Origin of the sequence: Halochromatium salexigens, assembly GCF_016653295.1 — a bacterium.
Taxonomy (GTDB): domain Bacteria; phylum Pseudomonadota; class Gammaproteobacteria; order Chromatiales; family Chromatiaceae; genus Lamprobacter; species Lamprobacter salexigens.
On the sequence record NZ_NHSF01000005.1, the window covers coordinates 33,885 to 58,431 of the forward strand.

Here is a 24,547-nt window from a genome sequence, read left to right on the forward strand (position 1 = left end):
ACCGGAGGTCAATGATAATGATTTTCAGCAACCCGTTCTCGGAGCTTTCGGCTCTCATCCCACCTGCTGTGATGCAGGCCTACATCGTCCTGATGATCCTGCTAGTCATCGGCGGCACCTTACTCGACGTCATGCATAAAAAGAGTGCCAAATATTTCTTCGAGAAAGGACAAGCGCTGAAGAAGCTCGCCAAGCGTAAGCCCAGTAGCGACGAGAGAATGCGCCTTGCCGCAAACACGGTTGCCCACGAGGTGCTCGCGTCCGGCGAGTTTGATAATGTGGATCGGCGTAAGTCGCATCTATTCATGATGTATGGCTTCATCCTCTTTGTGGTCTCGACCGCGCTCTTAATCTTCGGTCTGCCGGTCGCCGAGGGCGGGGGCTTTACCCTCTTACCCCTGCTGTGGCACCTCGGCGCACTGATGATCTGCGTTGGCGGCTACTGGTTCTGGCTCAAGATCCGCGTCGACGTGCGGGCCGAAGGCCATCAGTGGTATGAGGTGGACCGCCGCGATCTGTTCATTGTTTCATTGTTGCTCATGGCAACGTTCGCGCTGGTGTGGTCGTTGCTGGAGGCGATTGGCGGTGGCTTGCTCGCCGGTTTCGCCTTATTTGTCTTCATCGTCGCGGCTACCACGTTGTTCAGCACCGTCTTCTGGTCCAAGTTTGCTCACATGTTTTACAAGCCCGCAGCTGCGTTCCAGAAAAAGGTTGCCGAGGCGGATGGATCGAGAGACAAGCTGCCGGATCTCCCCGAGCTGACCGATCCTGCTGTCAGGCAACGGTATCCGGACATCCCGGAGTACATGGGCGACAATCCACCCTACATGGGGCTTGGTATCAAGAGTGAGCCGCCTACCCATTACTGATCTTGATTCGATCCATCGAATCATGAATGAGGAATAGAAGATGCCGACATTTGTCTATATGACCCGCTGCGATGGCTGTGGCCAATGTGTTGATATCTGTCCTTCGGACATCATGCACATCGACCCCGTCACTCGGCGCGCTTACAACATTGAGCCCAATATGTGCTGGGAGTGCCTGCCCTGCGTCAAGGCTTGCCCGCAAAATGCCATCGACGTCCGTGGCTACGCGGACTTCGCACCCCTGGGCCACTCGGTCCGGGTACGCCGTGACGAGGAAAAAGGCGTCATCGCCTGGCGGATCATCTTCCGCAACGGCAGCAAGGACATGGAGCTGCTGGCACCAATCACCACGAAGCCTTGGAGAGAACACATTCCTCAGCTCGGGGAGGTACCGGCACCCAGCCAGGAGATGCGTGACAGCCATCTGTTGTTCAACGAGCCCAAGTACATTCGCATGGATGATGGCGACTTGCACACACTTAAGTCCAATGGGTTAAAGATGGTCGCCGGGGTGGAGAGTTACTAATGGCTTTTAAAACAATCATCGAAGACGACACCGACATCTTGGTCGCCGGTGCTGGCCTAGGCGGCACGGGCGCCGCTTTCGAGGCTCGGTATTGGGGCCAGAATAAGAAGATCGTCATCGCCGAAAAAGCAAACATCATGCGTTCCGGGGCCGTCTCGCAGGGCCTTTATGCAATCAATTGCTACATGGGAACCCGTTTCGGGGAAAACAATCCCGAAGACCACGTCCGCTACGCACGTATCGACCTGATGGGCATGGTCCGCGAGGATCTGCTGTTTGATATGGCCCGTCATGTCGACTCGACGGTGCATCAGTTCGAGGAATGGGGTCTGCCGCTGATGCGCGACCCGAAGACCGGCGCCTATCAGCGTGAAGGCCGCTGGCAGATCATGATCCATGGTGAGTCCTATAAGCCGATCGTCGCGGATGCGGCGAAGAAGTCGGCCGACAAGGTCTTCAACCGCATCTGCGTCACCCACCTGCTCATGGATGAAAGCAAGCCCAACCGCGTTGCGGGCGCTGTCGGTTTCAATGTGCGCACCGGCAATTACCACGTCTTCAAATCCAAGACCGTGATCTGCGGCGCTGGAGGTGCCTCGAACATCTTCAAGCCGCGCTCGGTTGGCGAGGGGGCGGGTCGCGTTTGGTACGCGCCTTGGTCTTCCGGCTCCGCGTACGGCCTGATGATCGGCGCCGGCGCCAAGATGACGCAGATGGAGAACCGCATCGTGCTGGCGCGCTTCAAGGACGGTTACGGCCCCGTGGGTGCTTACTTCCTGCACCTCAAGACCTATACGCAGAACGGCTTTGGTGAGGAATACGAGTCCAAGTGGTTCCCAGCGCTCGAGGAAATGGTTGGCAAGCGCTACCTGGACGTCGAGGCTTCGCACCGCACCCATCGCCCGATTCCGACCTGCCTGCGTAACCATGCGTTGATCAATGAGGTCAATGCCGGTCGCGGCCCGATCCACATGGTGACCATGGAAGCGTTTCAGGACCCCCATCTTGAAGAGATCGGCTGGCACAACTTCTTGGGGATGACCGTCGGACAGGCGGTGCTGTGGGCGGCCACCGATGTCGATCCCAAGAATGAGAATCCGGAGCTGACGACCTCCGAGCCCTACGTGATGGGCTCTCACGCGACTGGCTGCGGCGCCTGGTGCTCGGGTCCGGAGGATGTCTCACCGCCGGAGTACTTCTGGGGCTACAACCGTATGACTACGGTCGAAGGTCTATTCGGTGCTGGCGATGCCGTGGGAGGCACACCACACGCCTTCTCGTCCGGTTCCTTCACCGAGGGTCGTCTTGCGGCCAAGGCGGCCTGCCAGTACATCGATGACGGCAAGGCCGAAGGCATCGTCGTCTCGGACGAGCAAATCAAGCGGCGCAAGGAAGAGATCTATAGGCCGATGGAGCATTACAAGATCTACCGCAATGAGATCACGGCCGGATCGGTCAACCCGAACTACATCAACCCACGCCAGGGCCTCGACCGGCTGCAGAAGCTGATGGACGAGTACTGCGGCGGCGTGACGGTCAACTACATGACCAACGAGAAGCTGCTGAACATCGGCTTGAAGAAGATGAAGGTTATGGAAGAGGACCTGGAGAAGCTGGCTGCGGAGAATATCCACGAGCTGCTGCGGGCCTGGGAACTAAAGCATCGCCACATGACCGCCGAGGCCGTCTTTCAACACACCCTGTTCCGCAAGGAGACCCGTTGGCCGGGCTACTACTATCGCGGTGATCACATGACCGTGGATGACGAGAACTGGCATGTGCTGACGGTGTCTCGCCGTGATCCCGAGACCGGTGAATACACCATGGAAAAGGCGCCTTGTTACCACTTGGTCGAGGCCTAGGCTGAGACTCATCTGACGGCGTGGGTGGCCGCTGCGCGCGGGCTTCACGCCGTTTTGCACAAGATCCCCTGTGAATGAATATCAACGATCTGACCGACGAAGAGGTACTTGAGATCGCGCATCCCCTGTGGGATGACCTGATCAAGTATTCTAATGAGGGTGATTACGGCAATTTCATCAAGAAATTCTCGTATGGCTTGTTACTGGGCCTCAATGAAGTAGAGCTGGGTAAACAATTCGCGCACAGTGAGCTGGCCCGCAACCTGGTCGAGGAGAGAGACTGTCTTGGATTGATCAGGCGTGGTGAGCATGTCACCGCCCTCTACCGAGTACGCAGTCAAGCACGCGAAGGCGAGTGGCTGGGACGCATGGTTCTCGGTTACGAGAATGGAGACGTGAAGATCTTTGCCGCTTCGATTTTCTAACGCGATGAAACAGGCCAACCCACAACGCATTGAGGACGACAAATTTGTCGAGCTGACCTATCGGGTCGTCGATCAGAAGACCGAGGACGTACTGACGACTGTGGACTTTCCACTGGGTTATGTGCAGGGTCGTAACGCGGTGCTGGCGCCACAGGTGATGGCCGAACTCGAGGGTCGATCGGCGGGAGAGACGATCAGAATTCCGATCGATTGCACGGATCTCTACGGTCCGCGAGACGAATCCTTGGTCATCACCGACCGGATCGACAACGTTCCTGTCGATTACCGGGAAGTCGGGACCGAAATCCTCATGGAGAACGACAAGGGCGACACCAAGCGCTTCTTCGTCACTCGCATGGATGACAAAACGCTGACCATTGACGGCAACCATCCGCTTTGCGGCAGACAGGTCGTTTTCGAGCTTGAAATCCTAAGCGTGCGTGATGCCTCTGAAGAAGAGATCATCGCGGGCGGCAAGGTCGACAGCGGCCCAGACACCAGCGGCCTCGCGACCCGGCCAATCTGGGTGTAATCTGCGCTGACTAAACGACCCGGTGCGATACGATTTCCAGTCTATCGCGACTGGGTCTCCCCTTGGTTCAAACCGCTAACCGTGAAATAGTTTGCGCATCGCACCATAGGCGTGATCGTAGGTATTCGCGTTTTCACCGCAATGGAGGAGTTCGTCAGAATCGGTGCGGAATGTTAAGTAGGGGTGCACCTCGATCCCATCAACTTCAATCTCCGCGACATCATCAATGAGACCCGCGATGCTCAATGCGATGCTTGCCGTGAGATCTTCTAGCGTATCCTGCTCAACGCCGCCTTCTTGAAGCTTGACCTTGATTCTTTCGACAATCTCACTGGCGAATATCGCCTGTTGGTCGTCAAATCGCGCACTCGCCAACGTCAGTTTCACGTTCTATACCTTGGTAATTCCGCTTGTCAGGCACCCCGATGCCCGTTTCGACCCGGCCATCCCAGATTCACCCGGTAAACAAGCGGCCTAGTGAACGTTTCACTTCACAACGGCCGCCATACTTCTGGGCAGCCTCTCAAGGTTTCTTTGGGGTCTTATATTCGATCTCTTTCTGGAACTTGTCCCAAATCACCTCGTATCCAACATACCCCTTTTCATTCGCCTGCATCTGACGGGTCACGCAAAATCGGCTGTGGCCGTCGGGAACCTTGGGGCGTGTCTTCTTTTGTTCGCTCATAAATGGCCTCTCTGATTAGAAGGCTAGTCCGGCATGTGCACGAGACAGCAATTGGAAACTATCCTGGCGGAACGAGTCTGTCAAGCCGCCGCAATGGCGGCGCCGGCCTCAACCGGCGGCGGACAGGATTTCGCGCTTCATCAGGTAGTCGATGACCTCGGTAGCCAGTTCTTCCGGCGTCCGCTCTCCCGCGCAGACGACGAGTTCCGGAGTTTCCGGGGCTTCGTAAGGATCATCGATCCCTGTGAAATGCTTGATCTCCCCGGCACGCGCCTTCTTGTAAAGGCCCTTGGGATCACGTTGTTCACAGATCTCAAGGGGCGTATCCACGAAGACCTCGATGAAATCACCCTCGCGCATCATCGCCCGAACACGGTCGCGATCCAATCGATAAGGGCTGATGAAGGCGGTCAGCGCAATGGTGCCGGACTCGCAGAACAGTTGCGCCACGGCACCGATGCGGCGAATGTTCTCCTCCCGATCGATGGCCGAAAAACCGAGCCCGAAACGCTCGGCATAGGCCTCGCCATGGCTCTCCCGGAGCATGCCAGGGCCGGCGTTGAGCCCGTGTCGCACATTGTCGCCATCGAGCACCGCGCTCTTCACGCCCCGGGCCGCGAGCATATGATCCACCACATTGGCAATCGTGCTCTTGCCCGAGCCGCTGAGGCCGGTAAACCAGATCACGCAGCCACGATGGCCGTGCAAGCGCTCGCGCTCCTCGCGCGAGACGCGGTGATCGTGCCAAGTGACATTCGTATCGTTCGCCATGAAAGGATCTCGATGCAAGAAGGCTGTAGCCATGAAATGGAACAGGGAAGGTTAAGGGACCAACGCGATCCTGGCAATGCTCTGGCAGCAGCGCCCGCTTCCAGCGGCGGGCTCATTTGGACCGCCCCCTGTGAACGCGCACGCAAAAAGACGCCGCGACCTAGACAAAATCGGGCTTGTGTATTAGAATTTACTTATTCTCTAATCTAACGGAGTCTGGCTATGTTGTTGAATTGCCAAACCATGCGTTCCGCCGTCATCCTCTCGGGCCTGATGCTTGCGGCTGGCTTGCTGCTCGGGATGATCGCCATCTTCACGGGTCTCTCGATCGCGACCAGCCAGCTCGCGTTGGTTCTGGTACTTGGCGCCGTCTTCCTCCTCGCCGTTGTCTTCCTGGTCGCGCTACTTCCAGGCGTCGCGCGGCAGATGGATGAATGTCGTCACTAAGCCATCAGTCGGGCGTTTTATCCGCCCGACTGCTGCCATCACCCTCGGCACCAACCCCATCGACATAGCGATCTCGCGCCGCCCTCGCCCGCTCGAAGATCCGCAGTAACGTCTCGCCATCCTCGCGTCGGATGGTCTCAGAGAGCTTGCCCATTTCGGCGCCAAAACGCGCCAGCATCGTACTCAGCGCATCGGCATTGGCGAGACAGATATCGCGCCACATCTCCGGGCTCGACGAAGCAATGCGCGTGAAATCACGGAAACCGCCGGCGGCATAACGAAAGATCTCGTCGTTACTGCGCATCCGGGACAAGGCATCGACCAGCCCGAAGGCCAGCATATGCGGCAGATGACTGGTCGCCGCCAACACTTCATCGTGATGAGCGACACTCATCTCGGTGACCTCGGCGCCGGTCTGTTCCCACATCGCCCGCACTCGCGCGCGCGCATCGGCATCGGTCTGCGCTAGCGGGGTCAGAATGACCCGGCGATGGCGATAAAGCTCAGGAAACGAGGACGCAACCCCGTTGTGTTCGGTGCCAGCGATCGGATGCCCAGGCACCAGCCAGGGTGGGATCTCGCCGAATACGCGCTTGGCATCGGCAACCACGCTGCCCTTAACGCTACCGCCATCGGTCACCACTGCGGCCTCAGACAACTGTCCGCGAATCCGCTCGAAGACCCTGGCGATGGCACCCAACGGCACCGCGATGAACACCATGTCGGCATCACGCACCGCCTCAGCGGGATCACAGCTGAAGCCATCGATCACCCCAAGCTCAAGCGCGAGTTCTAGATTCTCGCGCGAGCGACCACAACCGATCACCTCGCCGACCGTCTCGGCCGACTTCAACGCTCGCGCCAAAGAGCCGCCGATGAGGCCCACGCCGATCACTGCTAGCCGTTCAATCATGAATCACTCTCACGCGGCGACAATTAGGCAGTACGCTTCAGCACTGCGGCAAGCGCGGCAAGCAAGCGATCGTTTTCGGACGCCAGGCCAATACTGATACGCAGATGATGAGGCAGACCATAGTTGGCCACCGGACGACAGATGACCCCCTCGCCAAGCAGGGCCTGATTGATCGGCCCGGCTAGACGGCCGAGATCAACCGTGACGAAGTTGCCCACCGACGCCGGAATCAGCGCCAATCCCAACGCCCGCAGTCCGTCGCGGACGCGCGCCAATTCGGCCCGATTGTGTGCTAGCGAGCGGCGCACGTGTTCGCGATCGGCCAACGCCGCAACAGCGGCGGCCTGTGCCGGCGCATTGACATTAAACGGATGCCGAACCCGGTTCAGCAGTTCGGCTACGGCCGGATGGCTCAACCCATAGCCAACCCTCAAGGCCGCGAGGCCATGGATCTTGGCAAAGGTGCGGGTAACGATCAGGTTCGGGAAGTGTTCCAGCCAGGTCGAGGTATCCGGGTACTCCGATTCCTCGACATACTCGAAATAGGCCTCGTCGACCACCGCGATGCAGTGCTCGGGTAGCGCGGAGAGGAAGTCCCGTAGCGGCTCGGCGGCTATCCAGGTACCGGTCGGGTTATTGGGGTTCGCGATCCAGACCACGCCGGTACGCTCACTCACCAGCGCCGCCATCGCCTCCAGATCATGCCCATAGTCACGCGCCGGCGCCACACGCGGGGTCGCGCCGACGGCGGTCGTCGCGATTTGATAGACGGCAAAGGCGTGCTCGGAGAAAATCGACTCGCCTCCTGGATAGAGGAACACCCGCGCGATCTGATCCAACACATCGTTCGAGCCATTGCCGAGCGTGACCTGCTCCGCCGCGAGCCCATGATGGGCGGCGATCGCCGCACGCAGCGCGAACCCACCACCGTCCGGGTAGCGACCGAGTTCCTCCGCCTCGGCTAGATAGGCCGCACGCGCCGCATCACCACAGCCGAGGGGATTCTCGTTCGAGGCCAACTTCACCGAGTCGGTAATACCAAGCTCACGCTCAAGCTCGGTCACCGGCTTGCCAGGCACATAAGGCGTCAGTCCCGCAATCTGCGGAGCGGCACGATCAAGAAACGGGTTATTCATCTTCACCCCTCACCCTTCCAATCTCCACTTCACTCTGCAAACTGTCCTAAAGCACCGCTTCAGGATAGGAGCCAAGCACCTTGCACAGGTTGGCCACGTCTTTGAGTTCAGCGAGGGCAACCGCGACCTCCGGCAATTGCCGGTGACCACAGACATCAACAAAGAAGACATAGTCCCACACGCCTTGGCGCGAGGGGCGCGACTCGATGCGGGTCATGCTGATCCCCTGCTTAGCAAAGGGCGTCAACAACCGATTCAAGCCGCCCGCCTCGTTGCGGCAGGACAGCAGCATACTGGTCTTATCGTGGCCGCTTGGTGGAGAATCCTCCGGCCCGATCACCAGGAAACGGGTCGTATTGCCCGGTTCATCTTCGATCCGCTGGACCAGCACGCGCAGCGCATAGAGTTCGGCGGCCGCTTCGCTTGCTACCGCCGCAGTCTCCTCGGCTGCCGCGGCCAGCTTCGCCGCATCGGCATTGGTACTGACGGCTACGCGCTCGGCATTGGGTAGATAGCGATCGAGCCAACCGCGGCATTGCGCAAGCGATTGCTGGTGCGAGTAGACGCGTCTAACCGCGCTGAGGTCATCCGCCTTCGATAACAGATGATGATGGATACGCAGCGTGACCTCGCCGGCGATCCGTAGCGGCGAGCGCATGAACATATCCAGGGTGTGATTGACCACGCCCTCGGTCGAATTCTCGACCGGGACTACCCCATAATGACAGGCTCCCGCCTCAACCTCGCGAAAGATGTCGCCGATCGCGCCGAATGGCTGCGCATGCACGGAGTGACCAAAATGCTTCAGTGTCGCCGCCTGGGTGAACGTGCCCTCGGGGCCAAGATAACCGACCTTGAGCGGTTTCTCGAGCGCCAGGCAGGCGGACATGATCTCGCGGAATAACCGTGCGGTCTCCTCATCATCGAGCGGTCCCGGATTCCACGCCTTGATCCGCCGCAGGATCTCGGCCTCGCGCTCGGGCCGATAGTACTTCACCGACTCGCCGTGCGCGTCCTTGATCTTAGCGACATCCTGGGCACAGGTGGCTCGCTCCGAGATCAACCGCAACAGTTCGGCATCGATCGTGTTGATGCGCTCGCGCACCTGCTGGAGCTGCTCGTCACTGGTCATGGGCACAGGCACAACGCATGTTCATCGCGGCAACCTCCGCTCGGCGGGCCCAGCCTCTCAGGCCGGCGTGATTCCAGTCAGGCCGCGCACGGAGAGCACGCCCTCGATCCGCGCGATGCGCTGGAGAATCTCATCCGAACAAGGCTTGTCGATATCGATCAAGGTCACGGCAAGATCATCCCGGGAGCGGTTCAACATATCGATGATATTGAGCCCGCCTTCGGCCAGATCGGTGGAGATCTGCCCCACCATATTCGGCACATTGCGATTGACCACCACCATCCGATGACCGTCGTTGCGCGGCAGATGGATCTCGGGGAAATTCACCGAATTGCTGATATTGCCATCCTCGAGATAGGCGCGCACCTGATCGGCGACCATCACCGCGCAATTCTCCTCGGCCTCCCGGGTCGACGCACCAAGATGCGGCAGCACCACCACGCGCGGGTGATCCTTCAGCAGATTGCTCGGGAAGTCGCAGACATAGGCATAGAGCTTGCCGGCATCGAGCGCCGTCACCGCCGCCTCGTCGTCGATGATGCCGTCGCGCGAAAAGTTGAGCAGGACCGCGCCATCGGGCATCTCGGCGATGCGCTCGGCGTTGATCATGTGCCGGGTCTTGTCGGTCAAGGGCACGTGGAAGCTGATGAAATCCGCGCGCGAAACCAGATCATCGATCGACAACGCGCGCTCGACGTCGGCCTCGAGCTTCCAGGCACTGCGCACGGTGATGCTCGGATCATAGCCGATCACCTTCATACCGAGTGAACGTGCGGCATTGGCCACCAAAACGCCGATCGCGCCAAGCCCGATCACGCCCAGGGTTCGGCCCGGCAGCTCAAAACCTGCGAACTGTTTCTTACCAGCCTCGACCGCCCTGCCGATTGACGCATCATCGCCCTCGAGCGAGCGCGCGAACTGCCAGCCTTGAGCGATATTGCGCGCGGCGAGCAGCATTCCGGCCAGCACGATCTCCTTGACTGCATTGGCATTGGCGCCCGGGGCATTGAACACGGCGATGCCGCGCTCGGTCATTGCCGGCACCGGGATGTTGTTCACACCCGCGCCGGCGCGACCAATCGCCTTCAGGCCATCCGGCACTGGAAGATCGTGCATCTTCGCCGAGCGCACTAGGATGGCATCGGGATGGCTTAGTTCGGAAGCAATCTCATAATGTTCGCGCGGCAGCCGATTGAGGCCAGCCACGGAGATATTGTTCAGCGTCTGGATCTTGAACACTGGGCTCACCCCTTGGTCCGCTCGAACTCGGCCATGAACGCGATCAGCGCATCGACCCCAGCCTCCGGCATTGCATTGTAGATGCTCGCGCGCATGCCACCGACCGAGCGGTGCCCCTTGAGCGTGAGCAGACCGGCATCCTTGGCACCGGCGAGGAAGTCGGCATCGAGTTCGGGATTGGCCAATGTGAAGGGCACATTCATCCAGGAGCGCGACGCCGGCTCGACCGGATTGGCGTAGAAGCTCGAACCGTCGATCGCGGCATAGAGCTTCTCGGCCTTGCGCCGGTTGATCTCGCCCATGCCTTCGAGGCCACCGAGATCCTTCAGCCACTGGAACACCAGTCCGGCCAGATACCAGGCATAGGTCGGGGGGGTGTTGTACATCGAGCCACTGTCGGCGTGTACGCGATAATCGAACATGGTCGGGGTGCCACTGAGCGGCTCGCCGAGCAGGTCCTCGCGAACGACCACGATCGTCAGCCCGGCCGGGCCGATATTCTTCTGCGCGCCGGCGTAGATCATCCCATAGCGCGCGACATCGATCGGCCGCGAGAGCAGCGTCGAGGACATATCGGCTACCAGCGGCGCCGAGGTCTCGGGGATGTAGGGGAATTCGACGCCTTCGATGGTCTCGTTCGGGGTGTAGTGCAGATAGGCCGCCTCCTCGGACAGCGCCAGCTCCGCCTGCGTCGGGGCGCGCACGAACCGCTCGGGCTGGGTGCTGGCGGCAACGTGCACGGCGCAGAAGCGGTGCGCCTCGGCGATGGCCTTCTTCGACCAGCTCCCGGTATTGAGGTAATCGGCCTTGCCGGTGCGCCCCGAGAGGTTCATCGGCACCATCGCGAACTGACTCGAGGCCCCGCCCTGCAGGAAAAGCACCCGATAGCCTTCGGGCAGCGCCAGCAGCTCGCGCAGATCGCGCTCGGCCTGCTCGGCGATACTCATGAACTCCTTGCCACGGTGGCTCATCTCGGCCACGCACATCCCACTGCCGTTCCAGTCCAGCATCTCTTCCTGGGCTTGACGGAGCACCGGCTCCGGCAGCATCGCCGGGCCCGCGCTGAAGTTATAGGGTCGAGACATCAGGGGTACCTTTTTCTAGAGTGGATCAATTTGGATGTGCCTGCGCGTCAGTCGCCGGCGTTCTCATCACCGCCGTTCCCGCTCGGGTCATCTCCACCAACGTCATCCTCGCTGGCCTCATCTTCATCATCGCCGCCATTGAGGGCGATGATGCGCTCGAGGCCCGCCAAGCGTTGGTTATCGCCGAGGTTGATGAGCTTCACGCCCCAGGTATTGCGACCGAGGATGGAGATATCATCCACGCCGGTGCGCACCAGGGTGCCGGCTTCGGTGATCAGCATGATCTCATCACCGGGCCGCACCAGTACCGCGCCGACCTGCTCGGCATTGCGCTCGCCGATGCGCATCGAGATCACGCCCTTGGTGCCGCGGCCCTTGGTCGGGAACTCCTCGATCGGGGTGCGCTTGCCTTGGCCGTTGGCGCCGACGGTAAGCACAGTGCCCGGCTCGGCCACCAACAGCGAGATCACGCGCTGGCCTTCGCCAAGCGAGATGCCGCGCACGCCATGTGCGGTGCGACCCATTGAGCGCACCTCGGATTCGTTAAAGCGCACCGCCTTACCGGCGGAGCTGAATAGCATCATATCTTGACGGCCATCAGTAACCGCGACACCGATCAGATACTCAGCCTCGTGCAGATCGATGGCGATGAGGCCGCGAGCCAGTGGGCGCGAGAAGTCCGACAACGGCGTCTTCTTGACCGTACCCATGCTGGTCGCCATGAAGACGAAGCTGCCTTCCTGATACTCGGGCACCGGTAGCGTGGCGTTAATACGCTCGCCCTGCTCCAACGGCAGAAGATTGACGATCGGCCGCCCGCGCCCACCGTAGCTGGCCTGCGGCAACTCGTAGACCTTGAGCCAATAGACCTTACCGTGGCTCGAGAAACAGAGCACGGTATCGTGCGAGTTGGCCACGAAGAGCCGGTCGATGAAGTCCTCGTCCTTCAGATTCGAGGCGCTGCGACCCTTGCCGCCACGGCGCTGGGCCTGATACTCGGCGATCGGCTGTGCCTTCACATAACCGGCGTGCGAGAGCGTCACCACCACGTCTTCCGGCGCGATCAGGTCCAACAGCGAGATATCGGCCTGATCCTCGGTGATCTCGGTGCGACGTGCATCGGCGTATTGGTCGCGAATCGCGGTCAATTCCTCGCGGATCACCTGCATCAGCCGATCCGGATCACGCAGGATCGCCAGCAACTCGGCGATGGTTTCGAGGATGGCCTCGAATTCCTTGATGATCTTGTCTTGCTCGAGCCCGGTCAGACGCTGCAGCTGCAGATCCAGGATTGCTCGCGCTTGGCGCTCGCTAAGTCGATACAGACCATCGTCACGTAGCCCGAAGCCGGCTTCGAGATGATCCGGCCGGGTCTCGTCGGCGCCCGCGCGCTCGAGCATCCCGGCCACCTCGCCAGCGGCCCAGTCGCGCGCCATCAGTCCCTCGCGCGCATCGGCCGGGCTGGCCGAGGCCTTGATCAGCGTGATCACCTCGTCGATGTTGGCGAGCGCGACCGTGTAGCCTTCCAACAAATGGGCGCGCTCACGCGCCTTACGCAGCTCATAGATGGTGCGGCGGGTGACGACATCGCGGCGATGGCGCAGGAAGTATTCGAGCAGCTGCTTGAGATTGAGCGTGCGCGGCTGACCATCGACCAAGGCGACCATGTTGATGCCGAACACGGTCTGCATCTGGGTGTGCTGATAGAGGTTGTTTAGCACCACATCCGGATAGTGATCGCGCTTGACCTCGATCACCACGCGCATGCCGTCCTTGTCCGACTCATCGCGCAACTCAGCGATGCCCTCGAGCTTCTTCTCGCGCACTAGTTCGGCCATCTTCTCGAGCATGCGCGCCTTGTTGACCTGATAGGGCAGCTCGGTGATGACAATCGCCTCGCGTTTGCTGCGTTTCTCGGTCTCCTGATGGGTGCGTGCGCGCAGGCGGATACGCCCGCGGCCGGTGCGATAGGCCTCGCGGATGCCACGAATGCCGTTGATACTGGCCGCGGTCGGAAAGTCCGGGCCAGGCACGATGTCCATCAAGCGCTCGATCTCGATCAGCGGATCATCGATGATCGCCAGGCAAGCGTTGATGATCTCGCCGAGGTTGTGCGGCGGGATGTTGGTGGCCATGCCGACCGCAATGCCAGCGGCGCCATTGACCAAGAGATTCGGGAAGCGCGCCGGCAGGACCGTCGGCTCCTGCTCGGATTCGTCGTAGTTAGGGATGAAGTCGACCGTCTCCTTGTCGAGATCATCGAGCAGCGCGTGGGCAATGCGCGCCATGCGCACCTCGGTGTAGCGCATCGCCGCCGGGGAGTCGCCATCGACCGAGCCGAAGTTACCCTGGCCGTCGATCAACATGTGGCGCATCGAGAACGGCTGCGCCATACGCACAATGGTGTCGTAAACCGCGGTGTCGCCATGCGGATGGTATTTACCGATGACGTCACCGACCACGCGCGCCGACTTCTTGTACGGCTTGTTCCAGTCGTTGCCGAGCACGTTCATTGCGAACAGCACACGGCGATGCACGGGCTTGAGGCCATCGCGCACATCCGGCAGCGCGCGGCCGACGATCACGCTCATCGCGTAATCGAGGTAGGACTGGCGCATCTCGTCTTCGAGATTAACCGGGAGGATCTCTTTGGCGAAGTCGGCCATCGCTCTATCTTTGTATCCTTAATGTGGTGGGGCGCTCGGCAAGGAGATTGATCGCAGCGCCGAGGCCAATCGATATGTCGCGGCTGAGGCGCCGACGTCATCACATAGCCGTGGACAGGGCCGCGGCCAAACCGCTCATAGCGGTCTGCTAAACCGCCAATTGTATCACTTAGCGGCTTTTCTCATGGCGCTGAATCGTGCTGTGCTTGCAACGCCTCGTGGATCTGGCATGCCAGTCTTGCGCTCACCCCCTCAACCCGAGCAATGTCCTCCGGCGCTGCGCGCGTCAACCCGCGCAGTCCACCGAAGGCCCGTAGCAGGCTTTGCCGGCGCTTGGGGCCAACGCCCGGGATGTCTTCAAGCGTCGAGGTCTTGCGTGCCTTGTCGCGGCGCTGGCGATGACCGGTAATCGCAAAGCGATGCGCCTCGTCGCGGATCTGCTGCACCAGATGCAGCGCTGGCGAATCGGCACCAGCGATGATCGGCGCTCCACCCTTGCCCTGCCCCTCGTCCAGAAGTTCGCTTGCCCCCTCAGCGAGCCACAGCTGCTCGGCCCCGGCCTTGCGATCCGGGCCCTTGGACACGCCAATCAGTTTGACCCCGTCGATGCCAAGGCCGTCAAGCACGCCGGCGACCGCGCCAAGCTGTCCCTTGCCGCCGTCAATGAAGAGCAGATCCGGCAACGGGACTTCGCCGGTCTGAACCCGACGATAACGCCGCAGCAGCGCCTGCTCGAGCGCCGCATAATCATCGCCCTGGGTGATGCCCTCGATATTGAAGCGGCGATAGTCCGACTTGCGTGGCCCCTCGTCGTCGAAAACGACACAGGAGGCGACCGTCAGCTCACCCTGGGTATGGCTGATATCGAAGCATTCCATGCGACGCGGCAGGTCCTCGAGGTCGAGGAGATCGCGCAGTGCCTCCAACCGGCGTGTGTAACCGGCGCGACTGCCGAGCCTCGTCTTCAGCGCCAGGGCGGCATTATTGACCGCCATCTCGACCCAGCGCGCGCGTTCGCCGCGCAGCCGATGCTTGAGCGCAACCCGCTGCTCAGCACGCTCACTCAGCGCGGCGCTCAGGAACGCGGCCTCGTCCGGCTCGGCATTGAGCAGCACCTCAGGAGGGATCTCCTTGTCGACGTAGAATTGCGCCAGAAAGCCCGCGAGCACCGCCGCCTGATCCGCATCCGTCGGCACTTGTGGGAAAAAAGCCTTGTTGCCCAGATTGCGCCCGGCGCGAATGAAGAAGACCTGTATGCAGACGGTACCGGCCTCCTCGACCGCGGCGATGATGTCAACATCGCCGCCATCTGCGGTCACATACTGACGCTGTTGTATCCGCTGTAGGGTGACAATCTGATCACGTAGCACCGCCGCGCGCTCGAACTCCAGCGCCTCTGCGGCCTGTTCCATGCGTTCGCCAAGCTCGGCGATAACCTCGCCGGTGCGCCCCTCCAGGAACTTAATGGTATGCGCGACATCGACCGCATAGTCTTGCGGGCTGATTAAGTCGACACAGGGACCGGTACAGCGTTTGATCTGATATTGCAGACAGGCGCGGGTCCGGCTTTGGTAGAAGCTGTCGCGGCATTGACGCACCGGGAACAGCTTCTGCAGCAGGTGCAGCGTCTCACGCACCGCCCATGCGCTCGGATAGGGGCCGAAGTAGCGCCCCTCGCCCTTGCGCGGGCCGCGATAGAACGACAGGCGCGGAAACGCATCCTGGGTACTGAGATAGATGTACGGATAGCTCTTGTCATCGCGCAGCAGCACATTGAAGCGCGGCCGATGGGTCTTGATCAGATCGCTCTCGAGCAGTAGCGCCTCGCCCTCAGTGCGGGTCACCGTGACCTGGATATCAGCGATCTGCGCGACCATGAGCTGTAGTCGACGATTGAGTGCACGCCCAAAGTAGCTGCTGACCCGGCGTTTCAAGTTCTTGGCCTTGCCGACGTAGAGTGGCGTGCCGTCCGCATCGAGCATGCGGTACACGCCTGGTTCGGTCGGGATCTGCGGCAGTTTGGCGCGATGATCGAAGGACGACATAAGGAGCAGGGCCTGAATCCCCAAGGATGGATGCGGCGCTGGTAGACGGAGGCGCAATGGCACTGGGCTCGCGAGTATACCGGCACCGCCAAGACGAGGCAGGGCCTTCGCTGGCGGCGAGAATCGAAGCGAGACTGGCAACGAAACTGGTCGCCAACGAACGGCTCCCGTATCCTGCTTGGATGCAATACCCAGACTATCAAGGCGGCAGCATCGTCAACCTGATGCAGTCGCTGATCCGTGCCCGTGGGCAGCAGTCCCCCGATGCCGAGCCCTATCCCGAGGCTACACTGCTGCCAGCGACTGAGATCGCCAAGGCCCGACATGTCGTACTGTTGGTCATCGATGGGCTCGGCGACGAGTGGCTACAACGGCACGCACCGCACGGCCCCTTAGCGCGACACCGGCTCGGCGCACTGACCTCGGTGTTCCCGCCCACCACCGCCTCGGCGATCACAACCTACCTCACCGGCGATGCACCGCAGCAACATGGCATGACCGGCTGGCACATGTGGCTGGAAGAACTCGGCTCCGTACTCGCGGTGCTGCCCGGCACCCCGAGGCACGGTGGCAGCGGCTACAAACAGGCGGGCATCGATCCACGGCAACTCTATGGCCACCGCTCGCTGTTCGCCGCCCTGTACACGCCCTCGGTGATGGTGTCACCGCGCAAGATCGCGCGCTCGGACTACAATCTGGCCCATCTTGGGCCGGCCAATCTACAGTCGTACGAGGGACTCGATGGGTTGTTTAGTGCCCTCGCCAAGGCGCTGAAACGGGCTCGGGTACCGACGACCGTCTACGCGTATTGGCCAGGTCTCGATGCGATAGGCCATGAGCACGGTATCGAGAGCCCTGAAGCACTGGCCCATCTCGACGCCATCGAGCACGCACTCAGCGAGTTGCAGCAGCGGCTCGCGGGCACAGACAGCCTGCTGTTGCTCTGCGCCGATCATGGCCAGCGAGATGTCAAGCCAAGCCAAATCCACGAGCTTGACGGCTTACCGGAACTCGCCGACTGTTTACATATCCCGCTCTGCGGTGAGCCGCGCGCGGTCTATTGCTACATCCGCCCGGATTGCGCCGAGCGCTTCGAACGTCTTTGCATCGATCAGCTGGGCGCGGATTTCGAGCTGTTCCGCAGTGAGACGCTCATCGAGCGCGGTCTCTTCGGGCATGGCCAGCCCCATCCACGACTGCGAGCACGTATCGGAGATTACTGCCTGATCGCGCGCGACCAAACCGTCCTCCATCAACAACTGTTCGGCGATCAGCCGTTCAAGCAGATCGGCGTGCACGGCGGCCTGAGTCCGGCCGAGCTGATGGTACCGCTGTGCGACTTCGAGTTGTAACCCAGCAGGCTTATACTCGCGCACGTCTCCGCCACCTTCTTGGCCGCTGTTAAGGACCCACGAATGGATGCCGTCCAGATCCTTCTGCTCGCCTCCGTGCAGGGCTTCACCGAATTCCTACCCATCTCAAGCTCAGGTCATCTGATCCTCACGCCGGGCCTCCTCGGCTATGCGTTGCAAAGCCTGGCCTTCGATGTCGCCGTCCACCTTGGCACGCTCGCCGCGGTGGTGCTCTATTTCCGGCACGAATTGCTGACCATGACGCTCGCGATCGGAGGCTCGATCCGCCACCGCTCGCTCGTCAATCCCAATGCGCAGTTGGGGTGGATGCTCCTGCTCGCAACCCTGCCGATCCTGGTGTTGGGGTTTCCGCTGAAGTCCCTCCTCGAGTTCATCCGCGGCGACCCTCAACTTGTGGCGTTAGTGATTGCAAGCACCACGGTCGGTTTCGGACTACTGCTCTGGCTCGCCGACGGGGTTGGCAAGCGCAGACGCGACGAATATCACCTAGGTTGGGGAACCGCACTGCTGATCGGGCTATTCCAGGCCATCGCGATCATCCCTGGCACCTCGCGCTCCGGCATCACTATGACCGCTGGGCTCTTCCTCGGCCTGACGCGTAAGGCCGCCTCACGCTTCTCTTTCTTGTTGTCGATCCCGACCATCCTGATTGCGGGACTCATGGAGACGCACCATCTCATTGCCTCACCCGTCCCAGTCGCGTGGGGCGAACTGTGGTTAGGAACCTTTCTCTCGTTCATCGTTGCCTATCTGACCATCTCTGTCTTCCTGCGCTATATCGAGCGCATGAGCATGCTTCCCTTCGTGCTCTATCGCCTCATCCTAGGACTGCTGATCTACTGGATCATCTTGTTTTAAGAGGATTCGCGTATGGCTGAACTCTTCACCTCCGGCAAGATCATCGACATCATCTTGATGCTCGTACTGCTTGAGATGGCCGTGCTGGCCCTCGCCCACCGCATCACCAACCGTACGCCCAGATTAATGACGCTGTTACCCAACCTGGTGGCCGGGTTTCTGTTGCTCCTCAGCCTGCGCGCCGCCATCGCCGATCTGGGCTGGGGGCTCATCGCCTTACCACTCGGGCTCGCTTTGCTAGCGCATCTCGTCGATCTAGCTGGGCGTTGGCCTAGGCGAGCACCCGAGAATCAGCAAAAAAACTAATTCACCCATAAAAAAAGCAGCCATTCGGCTGCTTTTTGCGCGCTGCGCTGGGTCACCCGCAACTAGGCGGGGAGGACCCAGCGAGGCCATCCCGGGATGGTATGCCTCAAACGCTAAACGAGGCCGATCTGCTGCGAAACCACCTGGCTGACAGCTGGAATGCCATCGCCGAGCCAGTTGAAATCCGCAGTGCTGAGCAGGATGAAGTGGATCAACAGGCCCAGGATGAACAGGAAGATAAAGATGGCCACTAGGGTGCGGCGCGGATCGAAGATTTGCCAGAGCTTATGCATTGTGAGATTCCTCTGCGTTAATCGCTATGACTCGGAGCACCATGGAAAAGAGTGCTCGCGATGTCGGGTTCGCAAGCGCGTCAGCCCTTACAGCCAGGGGCGCCAGATCCAAGCCAGCACGTGCGCGAGAACGACCACACCAAAAAAGGCGGTCATGCTGGACATGAAGATGCCGTGGAACTCCTGGGCTTCTTCTTCGGTCAGTCCGGTCAGGCTTTTAGGATCAGCCATGGATTCAACCTCCGGTTTACTAAAAGGGCCTCTCGGCCATTGACCGCGTACACCCCCGCGGCGGGGTTGCCCTTTCGGGCTTGCCACACCCAGTGGTTCACTCGGTGTCGGCACGCACCAACAGCTGGTGCCTCGATAACAGCCAATGAATGGCTGTTATCGATCACGTCACTTCAGTTCATCGTCCGAGCCGCTGGCATGGCCGACATGTTCGAAGCAGGCGCTTGGACCGAATCACCTCCAAGCCAGTTGAAATCCGGAGACGCCAACAGGATAAAGTGAATCAGCAAAGCCAACACGAATAGGAAGCTGAACAGCGCGATCAGGCTTCGGCGCGGATCAAAAAGCTGCCAAATACGATGCATGGAATGTCTCCTAGTGGGGTGTGAAAGCGCGTCTTGGACGGGGCTTTCACACCATAATATGACTCAGCCTAAACAGTTCTGGCTTACAGCCAAGGACGCCAAAGCCATGCCAGTACGTGAGCAAGAACGACGACGCCAAAGAAGCCGGTCATGCTAGACATAAAGATCTGATGGAACTCTTGGGCTTCCTCTTCGGTCAGGCCCGTCAGGCTCTTGTTATCAGCCATGGAAATCACCTCTGTCGTTTTTCAGGTTTGACCTTTCGGTCATTGGTTCCGCCCAACTGGGCGGGGTGATCCATCACCCTGGATATTCCTACCGAGTCTGTGGTGCCGGCGGATACTGCAGCGGAGCCGGCGGATAACGCATCATCGACGGCGGCGGATATTGCAGCCGCGGCGGATGCTGTTGTGGCTGCTGCTGCGCTTTGGCTTTACCCTGCGCCTCAGCCGCTGGTGCCGATTCCTCGGCCTGTGCCTCTGCTTGCTCATCGGTCGCCGCCGCCGCAGCCTCAGCTGGTGCAGCGTCCTCAGCTGGTGCAGCGTCCTTAGGAGCAGCTTCCTCGGTTGCTTCCTCAGTAGCTGGTGCAGCGTCCGCTGGTGCAGCTTCTTGGGTTGCTTCCTCAGTCGGTGCGGCTTCCTCGGTTGCCTCCTCAGCTGGTGCGGCTTCCGCTGATGCAGGTTCCTCGGCCGGTGCGGCTTCTGCTTCCGCGGTCTCCTCGGCAGCCTTGGCGGCGGCTAGTCCACCCTCGGGGACCGGCCCCTGCAGGGATGGATAATCCTTCACCATCGGCGCACCATAGAGCGGCTTATAAGCGCCCTGATGGCAGGTCGTGCAGTACACCTTATAGACGTCACCCAAAGGTCCTTTACGCGAATCCGGCAAGACATCGGTTAGCGGCACAACCCAATCGTTGTTCAGCTCTCTGACGTGGCGGAGCGCGTACCAAGCGGTGGTACGCTGAGGCGTACTCTGATCCCAAGAGTAGAACGAACGTGAGTTATGGCAATAGGTGCAGTTAACGCCAAGTGCATCGGACATGTGCATCATCAAGCCATAGGTCCATTCCGCCTGCTTGATCGAACGCCGATTCCCTTGCGGCAGCGCGGTATCGCCAATGATGCGAATCTCGTTGTCTTGCAGCAGGAAGGGCGTGAACGGGTCATAGGGCAGCGATGCATAGGCCACGGTCGACGAGGCAATATTCTGACCCTTCGGCGCCAAGGCCGTCGGCTGACCCGGACCTGGATCGGTAACCCAGACATACTCAGGGACCGGATTGCCACGATGGCAGGTGTAACAGGTGATACCGGTATCCGCGACATGGTCTTTCCAGTTCGCGTTGGTATCCTGCGTCATCTGCAACATCTTGCGCGAGGCGATCTTGGTGTAGATCCCGTCTTCCTCGAACCCAGCATCATTGACGTGGCAGTAGTAGCAGCCTTCCTCGGGAGCAACCCAATTGGTCAGTGCAACCATCAAGCGGTTGAACTCATTGACCGTGAGGCCACCCAGCACCTGGACGTTCTTGTACACATCCTTCGCGAGCGGACCACCTTCGGCGGCGGGCGGAATCGCTTCTGGTGGCACATTGGCCTCCAGCGATTCTTTCAGCAGCTTCGGGTTATAGTTGGTCTGCATCTGCAGCCCACGGTAGCCGTTCTGGATGGTTTCGGGAGGTGGTGCCTCGCATCCGGTCAGGATTGCCGAAGCACCCAAGGCCGCGAGGATCACCGTCTTACGGTTTAGGATCTTCATTGCGATACCCCCTGCAGCAGGGCCGGATCCTGAATCGTCATCTCTGATGGATAAGGAGGCACAATGCCGTGCTTAATACCCCAGAGATACCAGTTCTCGACCACCGTGCCCGTCAGCAGAATGCCGAGACCCGCGGTAATGACCGTCAGAACAGCGAACCACCAAGCCCAACGATGGATGGATTCCATGGTGGCGTTAAAGCCCATGGTCCAGCGCCAGAACAACATGGCCCGCTCAGCCGCGGTACCGCGACTGGTGATCTGATCGATTTCACGATCGCCACCGTAGCGCGACACACCTAGGATGGTGCCGCCGTGCATGGCAAACAGCACCGCTGAGCCATACAGGAAAGCAATGGAGAGCGCATGGAACGGGTTGTAGTAGAAATTGCCGTACCGGATCGAGATCGCCGCGGTCCAATCAAGGTGCGGGAAGATGCCGAACGGAACCGCTTCACCCCAGCTCCCCATCAACACTGGGCGAATGAAACCAAGCGTCAGGTAGAAGAAGATCGCGGCGGCAAAGGCCCAGGCAACATGCGTGCCCGTACCGAGGTCAATCGCCCGTTGGTACGTCCTGACCCACCAGAGAATGATCGAGGCGGTCAGGAAGAAACCAGCCATCAGCCACCATCCACCATCACCCAAGGGTGGGATACTCAGCCCGTAGGCCGGCGGTGGCGGCTCAAGCGCGAGCCAAAAGAAGTTCTTGAGGAACTCAATCGGGCTCCAGTTGACCGACGCCAGCATATTGAAGCCGATGATCTCGATGGCGATAAAGCCACAGACCAACGATGCCACGCCGGCGAAACCCAGATAGATCGGACCGATCTGCGCGTCACCGATCTTGCCAATCCAATAACTGAAGATTGGCTTACCGAGCCGCGGCAGACTACCGGGCGGCAGGTCAACACCGGGGAAAGCCGGCTCGCGGACCTGTACCCGCGTAAAAATGTTTTGATACTCAGCCATGTTGGTGTCCTCTTATGACCAGAACGGCAACTCGAGCCACCAGTTCCACCACTCTGGCCAGCCACGCGTCCAGAATGGGCCGCTGATCACGATACACACGGCACTCCAGAAGGCCGCATTGATCGCAAGGAACAGACCCAGGCGGTGGATGCCCAGCGCGCCGATGGAGTAACCGACGAGGTCGCGAAAGAAGGTGTTCTCATGCTCACCCGTCTTCACTGGCTCACCCTTTGCCGGATTCGTCATCGAGAGGATCAACGAACCGTGAAGGGCCAGCGCAAGCGCGTTGGTGAAGAAGAACGTAATCGCCAGCATGTGGGCCGGGTTGTAGTGGAAGTGCAGGTATTGGTAGCCCACATTCGACACCCAGTCGAGGTGGCTGAAGATGCCATAAGGGAAGCCATGGCCCCATGCACCGAGCAGCACCGGCCGAATCACAACCAGCGTGACATAGGCAAGGATCGCAAAGCCAAAGGCGATTGGAACATGCAGTCCCATCCCGAGCTTGCGAGCAATTTCAGCTTGACGTAGCGCCCAAGAAACAAAGGCGCCAATCGCACAGAACGTAATGAATTGCCACAAGCCACCTTCCGTGAGCGGCGCCATATTGAGCCCATAGCTCAAATCCGGCGGGGCAATAGAGATTTGCCAAGGATTCCAGGTCGGGCCCATGGCCGCGCCCCAGATGATTAGCAGGGTACCCAGCGTCGCGAAGAAGATTGTTGAGACTCCGAAGAAGCCGACATAGAACGGCCCCACCCAAAAGTCAAACAAATCCCCCCCGAGCAAGGTACCGCCACGAACACGGTATTTTTTCTCGAAACTCAGCATGGCCATTGAAGATTTCCTCTGCTGGGGAGGCACGCGTGAAAACGCCCTCCTCGTAGCAAGATCGGCGGCAGGCGGTGCCATGCGGGCATCCGCGCTGCCGTCATCCGATAGGCCCTGTTACATCTGCTGCGGGACGACCTGAGCAGTCTGTACACCTTCAACGGCCGGGATACCGTCTTCGAGCCAGTTGAAGTCGCTGGTGCTGAGTAAGATCATATGGATCGCTAGCCCAAGGACGATCAGGAACACGCCCAGAGCCGTCAACGCCGTCGTGGGCTGAACCAACAGCCAGATTTTGTAAAGCTTTTCGTTCATTGCTTAATTCTCCAGTATTCGCTTAGAAGGCATGGATCAGAGGTTGCCTGAGCACGCAATGATCCCAATTCGGTTTTTTATCGCGACGGGACCGGCTTACAGCCAGGGACGCCACAACCAGGCCAACACATGCGCGAGAACGACCACACCAAAAAAGGCGGTCATGCTAGACATGAAGATGCCGTGGAACTCTTGAGCCTCTTCTTCCGTCAATCCGGTCAAACTCTTGTTGTCTGCCATGGGGTTACCCTCCGGTTCAGCTGACTTGGCCATTTGGCCTTTGGCGCATAACGTATGCGTCACCAGGAAAACGCCGTGGCTGCTTTTGCCGCAGCGCTTGCATGTATCCACGAATCGCGGACACCTGCTCGGCTCTCACGACAGAGGCATCAGCCCGGCATCGTGCAAGCCCGAATGGGGAGCGTGGATGGCGCATTGAGCAGCCAGTCCACGCATCAATAAGTCCTTTGGTCTCACGCTCTGCGCTCCATCCATCAAGCCGCTGTCTATCCGCTCCACCAGCGTTCGCGGCGCGCTCTTCGTTACAGCCCGCATCGCCCGTCGGGATCAATGCCCAGCGGGGTCGGACCGCGAGTCGCCGTGCCTGCTCGAAAGCGGCGGCTAGGGTGGGCATGTCGGAAGCGGCATTCATGGGGTGCGTGCAATCAGTATTAGCTCTAGGCGGTTCGGATGGGCCCTGGTTTCGATCGGCTACAGGAACCCTAGAAGTTAAGTGTCAGTCTAGCCTGACCACGCCATATGTCAAGACTAATTTACACATCGACCGTCAACATAGGTTGGCATGGCCGTTCTGATTGACCTATCACAGGAAATGAGGGGGGAGGGGGTGGTGAGCCAAGCCCAGCCCAAGAGCTAGTAGCGCGTTAAAGGAGAGCCTGGCGGGAGGCGCGTC

At 60.1% G+C, this 24,547-nt stretch carries 28 protein-coding genes; 9 read left to right on the forward strand and 19 right to left on the reverse strand.

Annotated elements, in window-relative coordinates:
• Positions 1–17 precede the first annotated feature (17 nt).
• From CCR82_RS00270 to CCR82_RS00290, 5 genes are all read left to right on the forward strand, one after another.
• A complete protein-coding gene (locus tag CCR82_RS00270; RefSeq protein WP_201243206.1) occupies positions 18–869 on the forward strand; it encodes an adenylyl-sulfate reductase in 852 nt (283 codons plus the stop codon).
• Between the two features lie 40 nt (positions 870–909).
• Positions 910–1,395 carry an adenylyl-sulfate reductase subunit beta gene (gene aprB / locus CCR82_RS00275; RefSeq protein ID WP_201243207.1) on the forward strand — a complete coding sequence of 162 codons (486 nt, stop codon included), beginning with the start codon at positions 910–912 and terminating at the stop codon, positions 1,393–1,395.
• The gene (gene aprA / locus CCR82_RS00280; RefSeq protein WP_201243208.1) at positions 1,395–3,257 is read left to right on the forward strand and encodes an adenylyl-sulfate reductase subunit alpha; all 1,863 of its coding nucleotides are present in this window, start codon (positions 1,395–1,397) and stop codon (positions 3,255–3,257) included. Before aprB ends, aprA begins: the two co-directional genes overlap by 1 nt.
• 74 nt (positions 3,258–3,331) lie before the next feature.
• Entirely contained in the window at positions 3,332–3,682 is a 351-nt protein-coding gene (locus CCR82_RS00285) for a hypothetical protein (protein ID WP_201243209.1), read from the forward strand.
• A 4-nt stretch (positions 3,683–3,686) separates the two neighbouring features.
• Positions 3,687–4,214, forward strand: coding sequence for an FKBP-type peptidyl-prolyl cis-trans isomerase (locus tag CCR82_RS00290; protein WP_201243210.1), 528 nt, complete (start codon positions 3,687–3,689; stop codon positions 4,212–4,214).
• A gap of 75 nt (positions 4,215–4,289) precedes the next feature.
• On the opposite strand, the gene CCR82_RS00295 is transcribed toward CCR82_RS00290, so the two are convergent.
• From CCR82_RS00295 to cysC, 3 genes are all read right to left on the reverse strand, one after another.
• Positions 4,290–4,601 (reverse strand): hypothetical protein, encoded by a 312-nt coding sequence (locus CCR82_RS00295; protein ID WP_201243211.1) that lies wholly within the window; start codon positions 4,599–4,601, stop codon positions 4,290–4,292.
• A gap of 136 nt (positions 4,602–4,737) precedes the next feature.
• Positions 4,738–4,899 carry a hypothetical protein gene (locus CCR82_RS00300; protein WP_201243212.1) on the reverse strand — a complete coding sequence of 54 codons (162 nt, stop codon included), beginning with the start codon at positions 4,897–4,899 and terminating at the stop codon, positions 4,738–4,740.
• Between the two features lie 108 nt (positions 4,900–5,007).
• A complete protein-coding gene (cysC, locus tag CCR82_RS00305; RefSeq protein WP_201243213.1) occupies positions 5,008–5,670 on the reverse strand; it encodes an adenylyl-sulfate kinase in 663 nt (220 codons plus the stop codon).
• Positions 5,671–5,913: 243 nt separating this feature from the next.
• Between cysC and CCR82_RS00310 the strand changes: the two genes are divergently transcribed.
• Positions 5,914–6,117, forward strand: coding sequence for a hypothetical protein (locus CCR82_RS00310; protein WP_201243214.1), 204 nt, complete (start codon positions 5,914–5,916; stop codon positions 6,115–6,117).
• A gap of 4 nt (positions 6,118–6,121) precedes the next feature.
• On the opposite strand, the gene CCR82_RS00315 is transcribed toward CCR82_RS00310, so the two are convergent.
• The 7 genes from CCR82_RS00315 to uvrC form a co-directional block, all read right to left on the reverse strand.
• A complete protein-coding gene (locus CCR82_RS00315; RefSeq protein ID WP_201243215.1) occupies positions 6,122–7,030 on the reverse strand; it encodes a prephenate dehydrogenase in 909 nt (302 codons plus the stop codon).
• 23 nt (positions 7,031–7,053) lie between these two features.
• Entirely contained in the window at positions 7,054–8,166 is a 1,113-nt protein-coding gene (gene hisC, locus CCR82_RS00320) for a histidinol-phosphate transaminase (protein WP_201243216.1), read from the reverse strand.
• 46 nt (positions 8,167–8,212) lie between these two features.
• Positions 8,213–9,298, reverse strand: coding sequence for a prephenate dehydratase (pheA, locus tag CCR82_RS00325; protein WP_201243217.1), 1,086 nt, complete (start codon positions 9,296–9,298; stop codon positions 8,213–8,215).
• A gap of 57 nt (positions 9,299–9,355) precedes the next feature.
• On the reverse strand, positions 9,356–10,537 hold the full coding sequence (locus tag CCR82_RS00330; protein ID WP_201243260.1) for an NAD(P)-dependent oxidoreductase: 1,182 nt from the start codon (positions 10,535–10,537) through the stop codon (positions 9,356–9,358).
• 5 nt (positions 10,538–10,542) lie between these two features.
• On the reverse strand, positions 10,543–11,622 hold the full coding sequence (serC, locus tag CCR82_RS00335) for a 3-phosphoserine/phosphohydroxythreonine transaminase (protein ID WP_201243218.1): 1,080 nt from the start codon (positions 11,620–11,622) through the stop codon (positions 10,543–10,545).
• Between the two features lie 47 nt (positions 11,623–11,669).
• The gene (gene gyrA / locus CCR82_RS00340) at positions 11,670–14,288 is read right to left on the reverse strand and encodes a DNA gyrase subunit A (protein ID WP_201243219.1); all 2,619 of its coding nucleotides are present in this window, start codon (positions 14,286–14,288) and stop codon (positions 11,670–11,672) included.
• 182 nt (positions 14,289–14,470) lie between these two features.
• The gene (uvrC, locus tag CCR82_RS00345; protein WP_201243220.1) at positions 14,471–16,333 is read right to left on the reverse strand and encodes an excinuclease ABC subunit UvrC; all 1,863 of its coding nucleotides are present in this window, start codon (positions 16,331–16,333) and stop codon (positions 14,471–14,473) included.
• Between the two features lie 182 nt (positions 16,334–16,515).
• Between uvrC and CCR82_RS00350 the strand changes: the two genes are divergently transcribed.
• The 3 genes from CCR82_RS00350 (at position 16,516) to CCR82_RS00360 (ending at position 18,870) form a co-directional block, all read left to right on the forward strand.
• Entirely contained in the window at positions 16,516–17,685 is a 1,170-nt protein-coding gene (locus CCR82_RS00350) for an alkaline phosphatase family protein (protein ID WP_201243221.1), read from the forward strand.
• Positions 17,686–17,748: 63 nt separating this feature from the next.
• On the forward strand, positions 17,749–18,564 hold the full coding sequence (locus CCR82_RS00355) for an undecaprenyl-diphosphate phosphatase (protein WP_201243222.1): 816 nt from the start codon (positions 17,749–17,751) through the stop codon (positions 18,562–18,564).
• Positions 18,565–18,576: 12 nt separating this feature from the next.
• Positions 18,577–18,870, forward strand: coding sequence for a hypothetical protein (locus CCR82_RS00360; protein WP_201243223.1), 294 nt, complete (start codon positions 18,577–18,579; stop codon positions 18,868–18,870).
• A gap of 113 nt (positions 18,871–18,983) precedes the next feature.
• Here the strand turns inward: CCR82_RS00360 and pufA (CCR82_RS00365) are convergent, their stop codons facing one another.
• The 9 genes from pufA (CCR82_RS00365) to pufB (CCR82_RS00405) form a co-directional block, all read right to left on the reverse strand.
• Positions 18,984–19,163 (reverse strand): light-harvesting antenna LH1, alpha subunit, encoded by a 180-nt coding sequence (gene pufA / locus CCR82_RS00365; protein ID WP_201243224.1) that lies wholly within the window; start codon positions 19,161–19,163, stop codon positions 18,984–18,986.
• A gap of 87 nt (positions 19,164–19,250) precedes the next feature.
• Positions 19,251–19,394, reverse strand: a complete 144-nt coding sequence (pufB, locus tag CCR82_RS00370) for a light-harvesting antenna LH1, beta subunit (RefSeq protein WP_201243225.1) — start codon at positions 19,392–19,394, stop codon at positions 19,251–19,253.
• Positions 19,395–19,567: 173 nt separating this feature from the next.
• Entirely contained in the window at positions 19,568–19,759 is a 192-nt protein-coding gene (gene pufA / locus CCR82_RS00375) for a light-harvesting antenna LH1, alpha subunit (RefSeq protein WP_201243226.1), read from the reverse strand.
• An 83-nt stretch (positions 19,760–19,842) separates the two neighbouring features.
• Positions 19,843–19,986 (reverse strand): light-harvesting antenna LH1, beta subunit, encoded by a 144-nt coding sequence (gene pufB / locus CCR82_RS00380; RefSeq protein WP_201243227.1) that lies wholly within the window; start codon positions 19,984–19,986, stop codon positions 19,843–19,845.
• 88 nt (positions 19,987–20,074) lie between these two features.
• Positions 20,075–21,493 (reverse strand): photosynthetic reaction center cytochrome PufC, encoded by a 1,419-nt coding sequence (gene pufC, locus CCR82_RS00385; protein ID WP_338073057.1) that lies wholly within the window; start codon positions 21,491–21,493, stop codon positions 20,075–20,077.
• Positions 21,494–21,513: 20 nt separating this feature from the next.
• Positions 21,514–22,488, reverse strand: coding sequence for a photosynthetic reaction center subunit M (gene pufM / locus CCR82_RS00390; protein ID WP_201243229.1), 975 nt, complete (start codon positions 22,486–22,488; stop codon positions 21,514–21,516).
• Positions 22,489–22,500: 12 nt separating this feature from the next.
• Positions 22,501–23,325: a photosynthetic reaction center subunit L gene (gene pufL / locus CCR82_RS00395; RefSeq protein WP_201243230.1), complete on the reverse strand. Its 825-nt coding sequence runs from the start codon at positions 23,323–23,325 to the stop codon at positions 22,501–22,503.
• A gap of 111 nt (positions 23,326–23,436) precedes the next feature.
• Positions 23,437–23,634, reverse strand: coding sequence for a light-harvesting antenna LH1, alpha subunit (gene pufA, locus CCR82_RS00400; protein WP_201243231.1), 198 nt, complete (start codon positions 23,632–23,634; stop codon positions 23,437–23,439).
• Positions 23,635–23,730: 96 nt separating this feature from the next.
• Positions 23,731–23,874: a light-harvesting antenna LH1, beta subunit gene (pufB, locus tag CCR82_RS00405; protein WP_201243232.1), complete on the reverse strand. Its 144-nt coding sequence runs from the start codon at positions 23,872–23,874 to the stop codon at positions 23,731–23,733.
• Between the last annotated feature and the right edge of the window lie 673 nt (positions 23,875–24,547).